The sequence below is a fragment of the Azospirillum rugosum genome, from assembly GCF_017876155.1.
GTDB lineage: Bacteria > Pseudomonadota > Alphaproteobacteria > Azospirillales > Azospirillaceae > Azospirillum > Azospirillum rugosum.
The window spans coordinates 232,896-247,593 of sequence record NZ_JAGINP010000007.1; the positions used below are offsets into that span (position 1 = coordinate 232,896).

Below are 14,698 nucleotides of genomic sequence, written 5' to 3' on the forward strand. Positions count from 1 at the left end.
CTGTACTTTCGGAGGGTCGGACATGGTGGACAAGCTGATCGACGAGATCGTCGATTTCTGGTTCGACGAGGCGATGAAGCCTTACTGGTTCAAGCCGTCGGCCAGCTTCGACCGCGCGGTGAGCGACACGCTGCTGCCCCATCACGAGGCCGCGGCGGCGGGCAAGCTCGACCATTGGATGGACGACGTGGACGGTTGCCTGGCGCTCTGCGTCCTGCTGGACCAGGTGCCGCGCAACGCCTTCCGCGGGTCGCCGCGCGCCTTCGCCACCGACGCCAAGGCGCTGGCGGTGGCGCGCCACGCCGTGGAGAACGGCTTCGACCTGGAGTGCAACGGGGACGAGCGGATCTTCCTCTACCTGCCCTTCGAGCACCAGGAGGATCCGGACTGCCAGCGCCTGTCCTGCGCCCTGTTCCGCGAGCGGGTCGGCGAGGCGGAGGTGGTGGATTACGCCGAACGGCACCGCGCGATCATCGAACGCTTCGGGCGCTTCCCGCACCGGAACGCCATCCTCGGCCGCGCCAGCACGGCGGAGGAGACGGAGTTCCTGAAGGAGCCGGGCTCGGCCTTCTGACGGCGCGCCCGAATGCGCTCGTCCAACCCGATGCGCTCGGCTATGGTCCGGTCCTCGTGACAGGCGCGGAGGAATGGCTCATGGGTGTGGTGGAGCGGATCTGGGTGGCGTTCGCGGCCCTGAACGGCGCCATGGCGGTGGGAACCGGCGCCTACGCCAGCCACGGCCTCGCCGGCGACCCGCGCGCCCAGGAGCTGTTCCGGCTGGCCGGCCAGTACCAGATGTGGCACGCGCTGGCCCTGGTCGGGCTGGTCGTCCTGGCACGCCGTGCCGGTGGCCCCGCCCGCTTTGCCCTGATGGCGGCCGGCTGGCTGTTCGTCGCGGGAATCCTGCTGTTCAGCGGAACGCTCTACGCGATCGCCCTGTCCGGGCCGCTTGCCATCGCCATGACGGCGCCGCTCGGCGGCACCGCCTTCATGCTGGGGTGGGTCGTGGTGGCCCTGGCGGCCCTGTTGTTCGGCCGCCGTTTCTTCGAGGAAGGCTGACCAAGCGTCAGGAGGCGGGCGCCGATTCCTCGGCGGTGGGCTCCGCCGGCGTGGCCTCGTCCTGGTTGCGGGCCGACGGGGCGCAGTACAGGCCGTGCAGCGTCGCCATGACGGTCTGCGCCTCGTGCCCGTTCAGCGAATAGTAGATGTTCTGGGCGGAACGCCGGGTGCGCACCAGCTTGTCGCGCCGCAGCCGGGCGAGGTGCTGCGACAGCGCGGACTGGCTGAGGTCGACCAAATCCTCCAACTCGCCCACCGACTTCTCCCCCTCCGCCAGATAGCAGAGGATGAGCAGCCGGCGCTCGTTGCTCATGGCCTTCAGCAGCGTGCTGGCGCGGCGCGCGTTGCTCAGAAGATCGACCGTGTTCATGAAGCTACCGTCGCTGTCGGAGTCCAGGCCTGCGTTCAACCGGAATGCGCAGGTCATCCCATGCATGAATGCGCATCGGCGTCCGCCGGCGCGTGTTCATTGCGCCCAACAGCCGGCCCGAATCATTCGTGTTCAATCATATTGAACGGTGGGCCGCGCTGTCTACCCGTGGATGTCCCGTAGGCGCAACTCTGTTCCCGGCGCGCGGAATGTTCTGTCGGCCCGGACTGCGGCGCCTTGTGCGCCTTGCCGATTGAGCCCGCCGCCATGCCGTCATAGAATCGCCGCAGACAGGGTAAGGAGACAGTGACCGATGACCGACCAGGGCGGCTCCCACCAGTTGGATGCCAAGGGTCTTCAGTGCCCGCTGCCGGTGCTCCGCGCGCGCAAGGCGCTCAAGGCCGTTCCGGCGGGCGGAACCCTCACCGTCGAAGCCACCGACCCGAGCGCGCCCAAGGATTTCGCCGCCTTCTGCGAAGCGACGGGCAACCGGCTGGTCGCCAGCACGGAGGAGGGCGGGGTCTACCGCTTCGTGATCGAGCGAGCCGCCTGATCCGTCAATCCCGTCGGGCGCGCAGAGGTGGTGCTCAGCACCCAAGGGGGGATGTGACGATAAGCCCCGGAATCAGCCTGTACTTTCATTAGCGAAGCGGGAACAATAGAGGCAGGAAATGCCTCGAACACGAACGAAAAAGACAGAAAAAGCATGTTCACCACCCTGTTCACCCACGCCGCCTGCCTGGAACACGACACAGGGCTGGGCCATCCGGAATGCGCCGACCGTCTGCGCGCCGTGCTGGCCGCGCTCGAAACCGAAGAGTTCTACATGCTCGACCGGCAGGACGCGCCGCGCGCCACCATCGAGCAGATCGCCCGCGCGCACCCGAAGGAGCATGTGGAGAGCGTCCTGGCCATGGTGCCGGAGCACGACCACGCGGGCGTCGACGCCGACACGGTCCTGTCGCCGGGGTCGGGGGAGGCCGCGCTCCGCGCCGCGGGGGCGGTGATCGCGGCGGTGGACGTGGTGGCCACCGGCCACTCGCGCAACGCCTTCTGCGCCGTTCGGCCGCCGGGGCACCACGCCGAATACGAGAAGGCGATGGGCTTCTGCCTGTTCAACAACGTCGCGGTCGGCGCCTACCACGCCCGCGCGGCGCACGGGCTGCAACGGGTGGCGGTGGTGGATTTCGACGTCCACCACGGCAACGGCACGCAGGACATCTTCCAGCGCGACCCGGACATGCTCTACTGCTCCACCCACCAGTCGCCACTCTACCCGGGCACCGGCGACGCGGCGGAGCGCGGGGAATACGGCAACTGCGTCAACGCCCCGCTGCCGGCGATGGCCGGCTCGCCGGAATTCCGGCACGCGATGACGCACATCATCCTGCCGGCCATCGACCATTTCAAACCGGACCTGCTGATGATTTCGGCCGGATTCGACGCCCATTCGCGCGATCCGCTGGCCAGCCTGCACCTGACCGACGACGACTTCACCTGGGCCACGCGCAAGCTGGGCGACATGGCGCGCACGCACTGCGGTGCCCGAATCGTGTCGGTGCTGGAAGGCGGGTACAATCTCCGTGCGCTGGCGTCGGCCTGCGCGGCCCATGTGCGCGAACTGATGTATTGTTGAAATCGCCTGTATTGTTGAAAACGGTGCGAGCTTGGCATTTCCATCCGGCTAGGCCCGTCTGTGAGCGTTCTACGCCCGCGGCGGGCCTTGCGCATTTGGGGAACGGGTCATAACTTCGGGTTTCGGCCCTCCGCGGGACCCCTTTCGGATTGACCATGGCTGACCACGCAAACATTCCCCCCGACATCGCCGCCCTCAGCTTCGAGGACGCGCTCGCCGAGTTGGAACGCATCGTGCGGCAGCTCGAGGAAGGGCGCGGCAAGCTGGACGACGCCATCTCCTCCTACGAGCGCGGCACGGCGCTGAAGCGCCATTGCGAAGCGAAGCTGCGGGAAGCGCAGGCGAAAGTCGATCGAATCACCGTCGCCGCCGACGGCTCCCTCGCCACCGAACCCGCCAGGATCGACTGACGTGCAGACCGACTTGAAAACCGCCATGGCCACCATGGCCGAGGATGTGGAACGGGCCATTTCCCACCTGATTCCCACCACCGACCTTCCCGAATCGCGGGTTCTGGAAGCGATGCGCTACGGCTGCCTGAACGGCGGCAAGCGGCTGCGCCCCTTCCTGGTCTGCCAGTCGGCGGCGCTGTTCGGGGTCAACCCGGACTGCGCGCTGCGCGTCGCCGCAGCGGTGGAGTTCGTCCATTCCTACTCGCTGGTCCACGACGACCTGCCGGCCATGGACGATTCCGACCTGCGCCGCGGCCGCCCGACCGCCCACCGCCAGTTCGACGAGGCGACGGCGATCCTGGCCGGCGACGGGCTGCTGACCTACGCCTTCGAGGTGCTGGCCGACCCGGCCACCCACGAGGATCCGAACGTGCGCTGCCAGCTCGTCTCCGCGCTCGCCAAGGCCGCGGGGCCGCACGGCATGGTCGGCGGGCAGATGCTCGACCTGATCGCCGAGCATGAGACCTTCGACCTCGGCACGACCACGCGCCTGCAGCGGATGAAGACCGGCGACATGATCGCCTTCTCCTGCGAGGCCGGCGGCATCCTGGGCAAGGCCCCGCCGCCGCAGCGCCAAGCCCTGCGCGCCTACGCCCACGACCTCGGGCTGGCCTTCCAGATCGTCGACGACCTGCTGGACGTCGAAGGGACGGAGGCCGAGACGGGCAAGTCCGTCGGCCGCGACGCGCAAGCCGGCAAGGCGACCTTCGTGTCCATCCTCGGGCGCGACCGCGCCCGCTCGCAGGCCGCGATGCTGGCCGCCCAAGCCGTGGCACACCTGGAGATCTTCGAGGGGCGTGCCGATATTCTGAAGGCGGTCGCCGACTTCGTCGTCGCGCGCCGGTCCTGAACGGAGGACGTGCAGAACGTGACCCCGACCACCAAGACGCCGCTACTCGACCTCGTCCACACCCCCGCAGACCTGCGCGCCCTTCAGCCCGAACAGCTTCGCCAGTTCGCCGACGAACTGCGCACGGAAACCATCAGCGCGGTTTCGGTGACCGGCGGGCATCTCGGGGCCGGGCTCGGCGTCGTGGAACTGACCGTGGCGCTCCATTACGTGTTCAACACGCCGGACGACCGCCTGATCTGGGACGTGGGGCACCAGTGCTACCCGCACAAGATCGTCACCGGGCGCCGCGACCGCATCCGCACCCTTCGCATGGGCGAGGGGCTGTCGGGCTTCACGAAACGGTCGGAAAGCGAATATGACCCGTTCGGCGCCGGCCACAGCTCCACCTCCATCTCGGCGGGGCTGGGCATGGCGGTGGCCCGCGACCAGCTCGGCCACAAGAACCACGTGGTCGCCGTGATCGGCGACGGCGCGATGAGCGCCGGCATGGCCTATGAAGCCATGAACAACGCGGGCTCGGCGAACACGAAGCTGATCGTCATCCTGAACGACAACGACATGTCCATCGCGCCGCCGGTCGGCGCGATGAGCGCGTACCTGTCGCGCCTGATCTCGTCGAAGCCGTACCTGTCGCTCCGCCATCTGGCCAAGGACATCGCCGACCAGCTGCCGCGCCCCCTGCGCACCGCCGCCCGCCGGGCGGAGGAGTACGCCCGCGGCATGGTGACCGGCGGCACGCTGTTCGAGGAGATGGGCTTCTACTACATCGGCCCGATCGACGGACACAACCTGGACCACCTGCTGCCCGTCTTGCAGAACGTGCGCGACGCGGAGGACGACAAGCCGGTCCTCATCCACGTCGTCACCAAGAAGGGCAAGGGCTACGGCCCGGCGGAGGCCTCCGCCGACAAGCTGCACGCCGTCGCCAAGTTCGACGTCATCACCGGGACCCAGTCCAAGCCCAAGTCCAACGCCCCCAGCTACACCCGCGTCTTCGCCAACGCCCTGATCAAGGAGGCGGAGGTCGATCCGGCGGTGCTGGCCATCACGGCCGCGATGCCGTCGGGCACCGGGCTGGACCTGTTCGGCCAGCGCTTCCCCAGCCGCTGCTTCGACGTCGGCATCGCCGAGCAGCACGCGGTCACCTTTGCCGCTGGCCTAGCGGCGGAGGGCTTCAAGCCGTTCTGCGCCATCTACTCCACCTTCCTGCAACGCGCCTACGACCAGGTGGTCCACGACGTGGTGCTGCAACACCTGCCGGTGCGCTTCGCGCTCGACCGCGCCGGGCTGGTCGGGGCGGACGGGGCGACCCACGCCGGGGCCTTCGACGTGGCCTATCTCGGCTGCCTGCCGGACATCGTCATGATGGCGGCGGCGGACGAGCTGGAACTGATGCACATGGTCGCGACCGCCGCGACCATCGAGGACCGTGCCTCCGCGTTGCGCTACCCGCGCGGCGAGGGCGTCGGGCTGGAACTGCCGGAGCGCGGCACGGTCCTGCCGATCGGCAAGGGCCGCGTGCTTCAGGAGGGCACCAAGGTGGCCATCCTGAGCTACGGTACGCGTCTGGCCGAGGCCATGAAGGCGGCGGCGGAACTGGGCGCGCGGGGGCTGTCGACGACGGTGGCCGACGCCCGCTTCGCCAAGCCGCTGGACGAGGATCTGGTGCGCCGGCTGGCGCTGGAGCACGAGGTGCTGATCACCATCGAGGAGGGCTCGGTCGGCGGATTCGGCAGCTTCGTGCTGCAATTCCTGGCGACCAAGGGGCTGCTCGACAACGGCCTGAAGATCCGTCCGATGGTGCTGCCGGACCGCTTCCAGGACCACGACAGCCCGGCCAAGCAGTACGAGGAGGCCGGCCTCAACGCCCGCCACATCGTCGCCACCGCGCTTCAGGCGCTGGGCATCGAGGCCACCGCCGCTCGGGCGTGAGCGGCGTTCCATCTGGCAGAGGATCGGTAGGAAGTGAACCGGGCGCCCGTCACCCGAGCGGTGGCGGGCGTCGGTGCCCTGTACGAAGGGCCTACCCCCATTTGAATAGCGCGCGGGGGGGTTCTTTCACTGGTGCGGCCGTTTCCTCTGTCTTACAATTCGAAAACAATAGAAAATTAACGAATTTCGCGGGGTCTGGTGTTGCGTAAGATGCCTCAAGTGTTCGCTGCGGGCGCGGGTCGCGTTCCCGAGGAGAACGGGGTGCGTCCGGCGAACGGGCTGTCGCAGGGCGGCCTGGACGGCAATCCGGATCTGCTGCGGGACATCATCGAGAATTCTCCCGCCCCCACCGCGGTGTTCGAGGGGGACGGCCTCCGGTGCGCCGTCGCCAACGCCGCGATGAGGGCCTTGGGCGCCAACGCGGGCCAGACCGAGGACGAACTTCTGGCAGGCCTGTTCCCCAGCGCCGATCCGGAAGCGGTGCGCGACGTCGCCCGGACCGGCCAGTCCCGCCACCTGCGCGTGACCGGCGTGGACCGCCGTTCCTGGGACATGGACGTCACGCCCCTGCGCGCTGACGGTGCAGGGGGCGGCGCGGGAACCGGCCGCGCCGTCATGATGGCGCTGCGCCCCGTCGTGATCGATTCGCCGGACTCGGTCGACCAGCAGGTGCGCGAGGTCAGCCACCGGGTCAAGAACACCCTTCAGCTCGTGTCCAGCCTGCTGACGCTGCAAACCCTGTCGGCCAAGGAACCGGAGATGCGCCGGGCCTTCCAGGAGGCGTGCGCGCGGATCGGCACGGTGACCCAGGCGCACCAGCGCATCCACGGCGCCACCCGCGGCAGCCTCGTCGACTTCGGCTCCTACCTGCGCGACACCGCGTCGGAGATGGAGGCCAACTTTGCGGCCGGTGGTGCCAACCGGCATGTGGTGGTCGCCGTGGAAAACGCGATGCTGCCGGTCGATTCGGTGATTCCGCTGGCGCTGATCGTCAACGAACTCGTCGGCAACGCGATCAAGTACGCCTATGCGCCGGGTGGACCAGGCATCGTGGAGATCAGCCTCCTACCGCTGCCGGAAGGCGGGCGGCGGCTGGTCATCGGCGACCACGGGCGCGGGTTGCCCCCCGGTTTCGAGGTGGCACGCGCCGACACGCTCGGCATGAAGGTGGCGCGGGCCTTCGCCGGCCAGCTGAAGGGCAAGCTGCGCGCCGAATCGAACGACCCCGGCACCCGCTTCATCATCGACCTGCCGTTCTAAGTCCTTCGCCTCTTGCCGAACGGCGCGTCCTGCGCCATGGATCATCCCGTTGATAATCGGGAGGGATCGCCATGGCGCGGGTGCGGGTGGATGTGGCGCTGGTGGAGCGCGGGCTGGCCGAAAGCCGGGCCAAGGCGCAGGCGCTGATCCTCGCCGGGCTGGTCTATTCCGACACCCGGCGCATCGACAAGGCCGGCGACCAGATCGCCGAGGACGCGCCGCTGTCCGTGAAGGGCCAGGACCATCCCTGGGTGTCGCGCGGCGGGCTGAAGCTGGTGAAGGGGCTCGACACGTTCGGCATCGACCCGACCGGCCTGACCGCCGTCGACGTCGGCGCCTCGACCGGTGGCTTCACCGATGTGCTGCTGACGCGCGGCGCTGCGAAGGTTTACGCGGTCGACGTCGGGCATGGGCAGCTGGCCTGGAAGCTGCGCAACGACCCGCGCGTCGTCGTCCTGGAAAAGACCAACGCCCGCCACCTGACCACGGCCGAAATTCCCGACCCCATCGACCTCGTGGTCTGCGACGCCAGCTTCATCGGGCTGGAGGTGGTGCTGCCCGCCGCCCTCGACCTGACGGTTCCGGGCGGGCGCCTCGTCGCGCTCATCAAGCCCCAGTTCGAGGTCGGCAAGGGCCGCGTCGGCAAGGGCGGCGTGGTGCGCGAGCCCGAACTGCACCAGGAGGTCTGCGACCGCATCCGCGCCTGGCTCGACGGGCTGCCGGGCTGGCGCGTTCTGGACATCACCGAAAGCCCGATCACCGGCCCGGAAGGAAACAAGGAGTTTCTGATCGGGGCGGTGAAGGACATCTGGATGGAACCATAAACTGTTACGAGAGCACCCATAGACCGCACTCCCGGATGAAAATTGGCCCTGCTTGCCGCCGGGGTCGCGAGCGGCATGGTGCTCGCTCTCGGGACCGCCTCCGCCGATCAGAAGTCGCCAGGGCGGCCGAGAACACACGCCGGGGCGGCGACAAGGATGACAACTGAACCGCCAGCCGGACGGAGCGCCGTATGGAAACGCGCTCCGTCCGGCCATCATCGGGGAACAGTGGCCTCCGGCGAAGAGCGTGATCCTCTCCGGAGTCGGCGGAACCTCGGGCGATGCCTCTCGTTCATTAGGGAAAGGCGATGTTCGGCGTGGGCCGTGAACGCACGCCGGATCCATTCAATGGGCGGCTCCATGGGTGGCCGGGGCGTCTCCCGGTCACCGCCCCAGCCGGAGGGAGGACCATCGTGACCTACCATGTCTCCAAAGTCGTCGATATGCCGTTCGATGACGCCGTCTCGGCTACCACCGACGCGCTCAAGGAGCACGGGTTCGGTGTGTTGACGGACATCGACGTGAGGGCGACGCTGAAGAAGAAGCTGGACGTCGACTACCGTCCCTACCGCATCCTCGGCGCCTGCAACCCGACGATGGCCTACCAGGCGCTTCAGGCGGAGGACAAGATCGGCACCATGCTGCCGTGCAACGTCATCGTCCAGCAGCGCGAGGACGGCAAGGTCGAGGTGTCCGCGGTCGATCCGGTCGCCTCCATGCAGGCCATCGACAACCCGACCCTGGCCGACGTCGCCCGTCAGGTTCAGGGCATGCTCCGGCAGGTCGTCGACGACCTCGGCAGCCGGGCATAGCCATCCAGACCCAAGAGGAGAAACGTCGTGATGGCTCATCGAGTTCGCAGCATCGTCGTCCCGCTGGCCGTGGCGACGGCCCTTATCGCCGGACCCGCGGCGGCCCAGCAGCCCCAGGCCCAACCGGCGCCGCAAGGCCAGACCACGGCGCCGATGGGCGGCCCGGGGATGGGCGGCCCCGGCATGGGCGCGAACCAGGGCATGATGCAGGGCCAGGGCATGCACCAGGGCCAGCGGGCGCAGGCCATGCCCAAGGATCCGGCCTCACGCGCGTACATGGAAAGCATGCGCAAGATGAACCGGGACATGCACCGCCCCATGACCGGCGACGCCGATCAGGACTTCGCGCGGATGATGGCGGCCCATCACCAGGGCGCCATCGACATGGCCCGTGTCCAACTCCGGTACGGCAAGGATCCAGACCTCAAGGCCATGGCCCAGAAGGTGGTCGAGGACCAGACCAAGGAGGTTCAACAGCTTCAGGATTGGATGAAACAGCATCCGGCCAAGCAGGCCAGCAGCAAGTAACGGCAGGGTTTTTCCGCGATGATGGGCGGCATGGACGGCTCGCGTTGGGCCATGGGCGGGATGGCGTCCTCTGGAGCCTGCTGCTCGTCCTCGTCGTCCTGGGGATCGCCACCCTCATCAAGTGCCTGAGACGCTGATGCCCGCGCCGCGGCATGAGCGCCGTCCCGAGCCCTCCCCGCCCGGCCTGGTCAGCCCCGGTGCGCTTTCCGGCCGACGGCGGCCAGCACCCAGGCGAGGACCAGGAATAGGACAGCCCCGCCGCCCCAGACCCGGACGTAGCCGGGCATGCCCAAACTGGGGACGAAGGCGTAGACGGCCGCAAGGACCGCCCACACGGCGGCGATGGCGACGACCAGCCAGAGTTCTTCGTTCATCTTCATGGTGGTTCTCCGGCGCTCAGTGCCCATGCCCGCCGCCGATGGCGATGATCGGCAGCGACTGGATCAGCTGGAACGCGACGATGGTGAAGACGTACATGGCGGCGACCAGCGCCGCGACCGACGCCGGACCGGTCCACGCGGGCGCAGCGCCGACGCCGCGCGCTCCGGCCCGCCAGTCGACGACCGGAGCCTCGACCGCGACCGGCGCGCAACGCGACAACAAGCTGCGCACGACGCCGTAGACGGTGACCGAAATGGCGACGGCGAAGACCGTCGCGCCGACGCCGACCAGCGCCATCAGCACCGGCCACGCCGCCGGGGCCATGCCGCCGTAGCTCACGTCGAACACCCGCCGCGGCACGCCCATGAACCCGGCGGCGATGCCCGCGGCGCCGAACACCAGCAGGCCCACGGTCACCAGCACCGGCATCCGCCGCAGCACCGTCGGACGCCAGAGCGTGCCGCCGCCGAGCGCGGGGAGGATCACCATCAGCGCCGCCAGAAAGGTCTGGGTCAGCACGCCGACCGCGAAGAAGTGGAAATAGCCGGGCACAAAGAAGGTGTCCGACAGCATCGGCGCCAGCTTCTCCTGGATCAGCACGAAGGCGAAGGTGATGCCGACCATCATGTTCACGACCGCCCAACCCATGTTCGCCATGGCCGGGTTGTCCCACGGCAGCCCGCGCATCCAGCCGAACAGGCCGGTGGCGCCGCGCGCCCGGGCGCTGGCTTCCAGCGAGGAGACGATGATGGCGAAGGCCGCCAGCGTCGGCACCGAGACGAACAGCGACAGCAGCGAGCCGACCACCCGCACGCCCTCGGACAGGTTCGGCTCCAGGAACATGTGGTACAAGGACGTCGGGGGCACGAAGACCAGGTAGGCGGCGAAGACGATCTTCGACATCCGCGCGCCGTGGATGGACGTCACGCCGGTCAGATGCTCGGTCAGCACGTACCACACCAGCACGGTGGCCATCAGCGGCAGGTAGTGCAGGTTGTGGAACAGGATGTGCCATTCCGTCCCGTGGTCGGCCGGGAACGGCCCGGCGCCGAGCGCCCACAGCACGCCCGGCAGGAAGGCGTTGGTGGCGGCGATGGCGCTGACCACCAGGAACCCCGCCCAGGCGAACAGCGCGAAACCGATCGAGGTGAACGCGTCGGCCTCGCCGCGCAGCCGGGGCTGGAGCACCGTGGCGATGCCGCTCGCCGCCGAGGCGACCAGGCCGCCGGAGAGCAGCAGGTAACCCAGCGCGAAGAACCCGACCGAACGCGGGTCGTCCGCGGCGAGTTCGGGGCTGCCGTCGTAGAGCAGCGGCGTGCCGGTGGTGGAGACCCACTCGCTGAACCCGAAGCCCGCCAGCATCAGGGCCGCGCCGAGCCACGCCAACGGGCGCAAGGCGAGGCCGCGCCCGTTCTCGGCGGCGGCGAGCACGAGCAGGAGGGCCGCCTGGATGAGGTAGAGCCAGTAGAAGAACACGGAGACGCCGTGCAGCGTCAGGATTCGGTAGGCGTCGTCGGGGAAAAGGCTGAGCGCGCGAGCGCGGGCGAGCGCGGTCACGAAGCCCCCGGCCAAGCCCAGCACCAGCGCCAGCAGGGCGGCGCCGAACAGCAGCTTGAGCAGGGCCTTGTCAGGCGTCGGCAGGGCCGTGACGCGCGCGGTCAGGCGCGAGGGAGCGCCGACGGGAGTGACGTTCGTCGAGATGGTGTCCATGATCGGTCCTCCCCGGGTCAGCCGACGACGATGCGGCCCTGCATGGCGTCGTGCGCCTGGCCGCAGTAGACGGTGCAGTACACGAGGTACTCGCCCGGCTTGGTGAAGGTGATCGTCTGCTCGGTGACGGTGTTGGGGCGCAGGCGGATGATGCGGCTGGCGGAGCCCAACTGGATCGAGGCGCCGTGCGTGATGTCGTCCGCCATCATGCGGAACCGGTACGCCTGTCCGACCTTGAGGCGCAGCACGTCGGGGCTGTAGGCGAACTTCTGCGCCATCAGGTACACGTCCACCGGCCGGCCGCCGGGTTCGTGGCTGTGGTCGTGCCCCCCGGCAGCGTGGCTGTGCGTGTCCTCGCTCCCGTGCGGGTTCACGCTGCCGTCGGGCTGCGCGTAGCGCTCGACGAAGTAGTCGTGCTCGAAGCGGAACTCCTCGGGCGCCATGCCCGCCGATCCTCCGTGGGCGCCATGACCTCCGGCCTCCGGGGGCGCCTCGGCGGTGCCATGGCCGCTGTGTCCGCCATGGGCGTCGGGTTCCGGCGTGGCGGCCTCCTTGTGGCCGCCGAAGGGGAGGGGGGCGGCGCCATAGGCCGCCCAGGCGCCGTACAGGGAGACGGCGCCGAAGCCCAGCGCGGCGACGAAGCCGCGACGGGTCGTGAAATGCCTCTCGGACATGGTGAGAGTCCTCTGATCGCGTGGTCGGAATCGCTCACGAACGCCGCCGGTCTGGCGGCGCTTGGCCGGACGTCCGACGCAGGCGTCGGGACGCTTGGCCGATCAGAGGCGGGTCTTCGGAGGGCGCGGTTCCGGCGCGATGTCCCGGGCGTTCGGGATGTATGCGGCCCACGGATGCCAGGACGTCTCGACCAACGTCATCGGGACGGCGACCGCATGGTCCGCCTGGGATTCGGCGGCCGGGCAGCATGTGGCGGCGACCGCCAGGGCGGCCTTGTGATGGTCGCCTGGAGACGGCGCCGACGGCGACGGAGCGTGATGGGAGCCGTGGTGCTCCGCCGAGCCGACCGGGGAGTCCACATGCGCCACGGCTCCGCCCGCCGCGCCCGTCAGGAGCGCGAAGGCGAACGCCAGGATGGCGAGGATGTGGCCCAACCGCTTCATGGTTTCCATCATGCCGAAGACCCGGGACCTTCCGGGCCGGCCCACTCTTAACCCACACCGTAGGTCCGGGCATTGACCCGCGTCAACCGGCTTTGCCCCTATCACACGCCCATATTACACGCCCATATCAGACGCAGGCGCCGACAGTTTCCGAACGGTCGATTTCCCCCTTGACCTTCCGGTGGCTGGAAGGTGGATCGTGAGGGGAGGCCTTCGGGCGAGGAGCGGGGCAGGGCGACATTCCGCCACACCCTCCCATCGCCCCCGGGCACGGGCGGCATCTTGTGGACCATGCCGTTGCGGACGCCGCGAAAAGCGCCTAGGTTTTCAGGAGAGGCTGGCGGGCACGGCGTGCCGCGTGGGTCTCGATCAAGGGTGAGGCAATCGCCATGTGGCGCGGAACGTGGTCGACGGCGAGGAGGGTGGTGGTGAGCCTGCTGATGCTGGCCACGCTGCTCGTCTATGCCGTGCCGAGCCACGCCTCCCTGGCGCAGCACCAGCCCCCGGCGCCCCACGAGCACGCCTTGGCCGCGGCCCACGACGATGCCGCCATCGATATGGCCGCCGATGTGGCCGGACCTGATGTGGCCGACCACGAGCACGACCCCTGCAAGGGTCGCGGCCTGCCCGACGACGGCGCCTGCTGCAGCGTGGCCCAATGCGCCACCATGCACGGCGGCCTGCCCGCGGTGTCGTTCGAACCGTTCGTCCCACACGCGGACAAGGCCAGCCATCGCGCCGCCTTCGCGACGCCGAAGGGAATCGACGTCGATCCCGCCCTGCGTCCCCCTCTCTGATCCTCTGACGCCACGAGTCCGTCCGCGCCCAACCTGAGCCTCGGCTCGGCGAAGGACGCCGGTTCCGGATTTCGTGCGCGTGGCCTTCGCGTCCCCGGCGCTCCCGCGCGGAGTCCGGCCGGGGTCGGCTCGACCCAGATGATCAGGAGGACGCCATGTCGTCTCTCACCCGCAAGATGCTTCCGGCCTTTGCGCTCGCCGCCATGATATCGGTCGCCCAGGCCCAGACCGCCCCCCAGACCGCCCCCCAAACCGCCGCCAGCCCGGACCAGGGCCAGGACCATCAGGCCCACCACCCCGGCGGCGCCACCACCACCCAGGCCCAGCCCGCTCCCGCTCCGACGCCTGCCCAGCCGCCTCAAGGCCCCCAACCCGGGATGCCCGGCAATGCGCCCATGATGGGCCATGGCATGGGCCATGGCATGGGCGGCGGCATGATGGGCCAGCCGGGCACGCAGGCGCAGGGCGGCCAGCCCGGCATGATGATGAACATGGACCAGATGCGCTCGATGATGGGGGGCATGATGGGCCAGCAGAGCGGGCAGTCTGGCATGATGGGGCCAGCCATGACGGGCACGATGATGCCCATGATGCGTCCGATGATGGGCCAGCCGGGCGGCATGGGGGCCATGGGGCTGCCGTTCGAGCACGTCGAGGGCCGCATCGCCTTCCTCAAGGCGGAGCTTGGGATCACCGACGCCCAGGCGCAGCCGTGGAACGCCTTCGCCGACGCCCTGCGGGCCAACGCCAAAGCCCACCAGGCTCAGCACGAGCGGATGGTCAAGGGGGGCATGCCCTCCTCGTGGCCGGACCGTCTGGCGCTCCAGCAGACGGCGCTGTCCGCCCATCTCGACGCCTTGAAGGCTCTCGACGCCGCCGCCAAGCCGCTCTACGCGGTGCTGACCGACGACCAGAAGAAGGCCGCCGACCGGCTTCTCTCCGGCCCCATGGGCATGATGTGAGGAG

General features: G+C 69.1%; 18 protein-coding genes. 13 read left to right on the top strand and 5 right to left on the bottom strand.

All coding sequences use genetic code 11. From position 1 onward, the window contains the following. Window positions 1–22 precede the first annotated feature (22 nt). Both J2851_RS12205 and J2851_RS12210 read left to right on the top strand, forming a co-directional pair. Entirely contained in the window at window positions 23–574 is a 552-nt protein-coding gene (locus J2851_RS12205; protein WP_209766544.1) for a DUF924 family protein, read from the top strand. A gap of 80 nt (window positions 575–654) precedes the next feature. Next, entirely contained in the window at window positions 655–1,059 is a 405-nt protein-coding gene (locus J2851_RS12210; RefSeq protein ID WP_209766545.1) for a DUF423 domain-containing protein, read from the top strand. Between the two features lie 7 nt (window positions 1,060–1,066). Here J2851_RS12210 and J2851_RS12215 read toward each other — a convergent pair whose 3' ends face one another. Further along, window positions 1,067–1,429, bottom strand: coding sequence for an ArsR/SmtB family transcription factor (locus J2851_RS12215; RefSeq protein ID WP_209766546.1), 363 nt, complete (start codon window positions 1,427–1,429; stop codon window positions 1,067–1,069). Between the two features lie 313 nt (window positions 1,430–1,742). Between J2851_RS12215 and J2851_RS12220 the strand changes: the two genes are divergently transcribed. From J2851_RS12220 to copM, 9 genes are all read left to right on the top strand, one after another. Then, a complete protein-coding gene (locus J2851_RS12220) occupies window positions 1,743–1,982 on the top strand; it encodes a sulfurtransferase TusA family protein (RefSeq protein ID WP_209766547.1) in 240 nt (79 codons plus the stop codon). A 153-nt stretch (window positions 1,983–2,135) separates the two neighbouring features. Continuing rightward, window positions 2,136–3,065 carry a histone deacetylase family protein gene (locus tag J2851_RS12225; RefSeq protein WP_209766548.1) on the top strand — a complete coding sequence of 310 codons (930 nt, stop codon included), beginning with the start codon at window positions 2,136–2,138 and terminating at the stop codon, window positions 3,063–3,065. A 155-nt stretch (window positions 3,066–3,220) separates the two neighbouring features. Next, window positions 3,221–3,475: an exodeoxyribonuclease VII small subunit gene (locus J2851_RS12230; RefSeq protein ID WP_209766549.1), complete on the top strand. Its 255-nt coding sequence runs from the start codon at window positions 3,221–3,223 to the stop codon at window positions 3,473–3,475. Between the two features lie 25 nt (window positions 3,476–3,500). Beyond that, the gene (locus tag J2851_RS12235; RefSeq protein ID WP_209766598.1) at window positions 3,501–4,367 is read left to right on the top strand and encodes a polyprenyl synthetase family protein; all 867 of its coding nucleotides are present in this window, start codon (window positions 3,501–3,503) and stop codon (window positions 4,365–4,367) included. Between the two features lie 18 nt (window positions 4,368–4,385). After that, window positions 4,386–6,302 (top strand): 1-deoxy-D-xylulose-5-phosphate synthase, encoded by a 1,917-nt coding sequence (gene dxs, locus J2851_RS12240; RefSeq protein WP_209766550.1) that lies wholly within the window; start codon window positions 4,386–4,388, stop codon window positions 6,300–6,302. Window positions 6,303–6,563: 261 nt separating this feature from the next. Next, window positions 6,564–7,562 (top strand): sensor histidine kinase, encoded by a 999-nt coding sequence (locus J2851_RS12245; RefSeq protein WP_307419453.1) that lies wholly within the window; start codon window positions 6,564–6,566, stop codon window positions 7,560–7,562. A gap of 71 nt (window positions 7,563–7,633) precedes the next feature. Then, window positions 7,634–8,386 (top strand): TlyA family RNA methyltransferase, encoded by a 753-nt coding sequence (locus tag J2851_RS12250; RefSeq protein ID WP_209766551.1) that lies wholly within the window; start codon window positions 7,634–7,636, stop codon window positions 8,384–8,386. Between the two features lie 413 nt (window positions 8,387–8,799). Continuing rightward, window positions 8,800–9,198: a DUF302 domain-containing protein gene (locus J2851_RS12255; RefSeq protein ID WP_209766552.1), complete on the top strand. Its 399-nt coding sequence runs from the start codon at window positions 8,800–8,802 to the stop codon at window positions 9,196–9,198. Between the two features lie 30 nt (window positions 9,199–9,228). Then, window positions 9,229–9,726: a CopM family metallochaperone gene (copM, locus tag J2851_RS12260; protein WP_209766553.1), complete on the top strand. Its 498-nt coding sequence runs from the start codon at window positions 9,229–9,231 to the stop codon at window positions 9,724–9,726. 188 nt (window positions 9,727–9,914) lie between these two features. Here copM and J2851_RS12265 read toward each other — a convergent pair whose 3' ends face one another. The 4 genes from J2851_RS12265 to J2851_RS12280 all read right to left on the bottom strand — a co-directional run bounded on the left by J2851_RS12265 (window position 9,915) and on the right by J2851_RS12280 (window position 12,935). Further along, entirely contained in the window at window positions 9,915–10,106 is a 192-nt protein-coding gene (locus J2851_RS12265) for a hypothetical protein (RefSeq protein ID WP_209766554.1), read from the bottom strand. 16 nt (window positions 10,107–10,122) lie between these two features. Then, on the bottom strand, window positions 10,123–11,817 hold the full coding sequence (locus tag J2851_RS12270; protein ID WP_209766555.1) for a cbb3-type cytochrome c oxidase subunit I: 1,695 nt from the start codon (window positions 11,815–11,817) through the stop codon (window positions 10,123–10,125). 17 nt (window positions 11,818–11,834) lie between these two features. Beyond that, complete coding sequence (locus J2851_RS12275; RefSeq protein WP_209766556.1) at window positions 11,835–12,491, bottom strand: cupredoxin domain-containing protein; 657 nt, start codon at window positions 12,489–12,491, stop codon at window positions 11,835–11,837. 102 nt (window positions 12,492–12,593) lie between these two features. Beyond that, on the bottom strand, window positions 12,594–12,935 hold the full coding sequence (locus J2851_RS12280) for a hypothetical protein (protein ID WP_209766557.1): 342 nt from the start codon (window positions 12,933–12,935) through the stop codon (window positions 12,594–12,596). A 428-nt stretch (window positions 12,936–13,363) separates the two neighbouring features. On the opposite strand from J2851_RS12280, the gene J2851_RS12285 reads away from it, so the two are divergent. Both J2851_RS12285 and J2851_RS12290 read left to right on the top strand, forming a co-directional pair. Continuing rightward, complete coding sequence (locus J2851_RS12285; protein ID WP_209766558.1) at window positions 13,364–13,732, top strand: hypothetical protein; 369 nt, start codon at window positions 13,364–13,366, stop codon at window positions 13,730–13,732. Between the two features lie 155 nt (window positions 13,733–13,887). Further along, on the top strand, window positions 13,888–14,694 hold the full coding sequence (locus J2851_RS12290; RefSeq protein ID WP_209766559.1) for a Spy/CpxP family protein refolding chaperone: 807 nt from the start codon (window positions 13,888–13,890) through the stop codon (window positions 14,692–14,694). Window positions 14,695–14,698: the final 4 nt, after the last annotated feature.